The 2,351-nt window shown below is 47.9% G+C and carries 3 protein-coding genes; all 3 read left to right on the top strand.

The genetic code is table 11. The annotated features are described in order from the left end of the window. Positions 1 to 85: 85 nt before the first annotated feature. Positions 86 to 280 carry a hypothetical protein gene (locus NCCP2331_RS18135; protein WP_251672102.1) on the top strand — a complete coding sequence of 65 codons (195 nt, stop codon included), beginning with the start codon at positions 86 to 88 and terminating at the stop codon, positions 278 to 280. After that, entirely contained in the window at positions 277 to 630 is a 354-nt protein-coding gene (gene tnpB, locus NCCP2331_RS18130; RefSeq protein WP_251672101.1) for an IS66 family insertion sequence element accessory protein TnpB, read from the top strand. Before NCCP2331_RS18135 ends, tnpB begins: the two co-directional genes overlap by 4 nt. 67 nt (positions 631 to 697) lie before the next feature. Beyond that, the gene (gene tnpC, locus NCCP2331_RS18125; RefSeq protein ID WP_251672103.1) at positions 698 to 2,266 is read left to right on the top strand and encodes an IS66 family transposase; all 1,569 of its coding nucleotides are present in this window, start codon (positions 698 to 700) and stop codon (positions 2,264 to 2,266) included. Positions 2,267 to 2,351: the final 85 nt, after the last annotated feature.

Here is a 2,351-nt window from a genome sequence, read left to right as displayed (position 1 = left end):
GTAAGCCCGTAATCAAACAACGCATATATTTTCAAGGCACCTCCCGGTATGATCAAGATATCATTTGATCTAGGAGGTGCTTTTCATGCCGATAACAAAACCATTAACGATTGTCCCCGTTACCTTACACCCTATCTCTTCTCCCAGCCTTCCGGCTGCCACTGCCAGCAATTCACCAGGTGCTTGTTCCATCAAGGTGGCAAATGCCGAAATTTATTTCCATAATGGCGTCGAAGAGCGCATCATCCGAGCCGTCATGAGGGAGTTGATGCATTCATGAAGCAAGATTATACGGATGTGCAGAATATCTATATTGTCTGCGGAAAGACCGACATGCGAAAGGGCATCGATGGACTAGCGACATTGGTCCAGGATTCCTTCGAACTGGATCCCTACAGCGACTCGATCTTTTTGTTCGCCGGTTGGAAGAAGGATCGTTATAAGTGTCTCTATTTTGACGGTGATGGGTTTGCGATGTTGTACAAGCGATTAGATTCTGGCAAGCTGCAATGGCCCCGAAGTGAATCTGAGGTGAAGAATCTGTCACAACAGGAACTCCGCTGGTTGCTTGAAGGGCTGTCTATACAACAGCCCAAAGCGATTCCGCCGTCTGCAAAAGGCGCTTTTTAAAAATAGCTATTCAGGTCCTGCGAAATCCGGTATACTACTCACAACGAGCAGGAAAGCGGTGAAGGAAATGGCCAAGCGTTCAGCAGAAGAATCTTTGGAAAAAGTCATTGCGCTATTGGAAGAGCAATTGGCGTATTCCAATGAGCAAAATGAAAAGCTGTCCCGACAGGTAGAGACGTTGACTCAACAGGTACAGTATTTGACCAAGCAATTATTCGGCTCTAAAACCGAGAAATCTAAATATCAAGTGCCCGACGGGCAAGGATCCTTATTCGATGAGGACGAGAACCCTTTTCTCGATTCTGAGCAGACAGAAGAACAAAGCCAACAGATGATTTCTTATACTGTTGTCCGAAAACGCCCGAAGAAACGAAATGATCTATTTGATGAAAGAGTTCCCACGGAAGTCATTCATCATCACCCCGATCAGTTGGAATGTGGCTGTTGCTTACAACGCCTAACGGAAATCGGGCAAGGGCAGGTCGTTCGAGAAGAGGCGGAATTCATTCCGGCCAGTCTGAAACGTATTCAGCACGTAGAGCATACCTACGAATGTACACACTGCAAGGCAGATTCGAATGCTTCCTCCATGATTGTTAGAGGAAAGGCCCCGCAGCCTGCCATTCAAAGAAGTGTCGCCGGGCCGAGTGTCTTGGCCCACGTCATTTACCAGAAGTTCACGCAATATCTTCCTCTTTACCGACAGGTAAAGGAATGGGCACGTCATGGACTCAAAGCGAATGACAAAAATCTGTCCAACTGGGTCATCCGTGCAACCGAAGACTGGTTAGCTCCGCTATACGAGCGAATGAAAGAACTGTTAGCTTGTCGGAACGTCCTGCATGTGGATGAAACCTCAGCTCAGGTCCTTTTTCGCACGGATGGTAAACCGGCTCAAAGCAAGGCGTATAATTGGGTGTGCAAAACGATTCCCTGCCAAGGTCCTGTCATGGTGCTCTTCCAAAGCTCCCTGTCGCGTTCCCGTGCGGTACTCACGTCCTTTATTCAAGGGTTTCGGGGAACCATTATTTGCGATGGGTATTCAGCTTACGATAAGCTGCCGGATATTCAATTCGCCAACTGCTGGGCGCACGTCCGCAGATATTGGCTGAAAGCCAACTCCAAGAACGGACAGATTGGCGTAGATTTCTGTAACCAGCTCTATGCACTGGAACGGCAGTTTCGTGAATTACAGCCAGGGAAACGCCGTCGAATGCGGAAAAAGTATTCCAAGCCGATCGTGAAGAAATTCTTCAAATGGATTGAGGAAAGTCCTTTTTACGGGACGAACGCGCTGGCAACAGCGGCAGAATATACGCTGAAGCGAAAAAAAGAACTTCAGCTTTTCTTAACCGACGGTCGCCTGGAGATCGATAACAATCCGGCAGAAAACGCCATCCGTCCGAATGTGATCGGACGAAAAAACTGGCTGTTCTCGGTCAGCGAAGCGGGCGCGAGAGCGAACGCCATCTGTCTCAGCCTGGCAGAGACCGCCAAATTACATGGAATCGATTTCTATGCATATTTACAAAAGGTGTTTACTGAACTGCCGAATCTGGAATTCAGACAGGATCCTTCACGACTGGATGACTATCTGCCGTGGTCTTCACAGATTCAGCTGGAATGTAAAAAATAATAGCCCGTTGCTTCAAAAGCTTGAAGCATTCGGGCTATTTGTGCGGCGTACCGAAAAGGTGCGCTTTTTTATATTACGGGCTTAC

This window comes from Sporosarcina sp. NCCP-2331 (assembly GCF_023707945.1).
GTDB classification, from domain to species: Bacteria; Bacillota; Bacilli; order Bacillales_A; family Planococcaceae; genus Sporosarcina; species Sporosarcina cascadiensis.
Note: the sequence above shows the minus strand (reverse complement) of the source record. Positions and strands in the feature narration are given on the sequence as shown.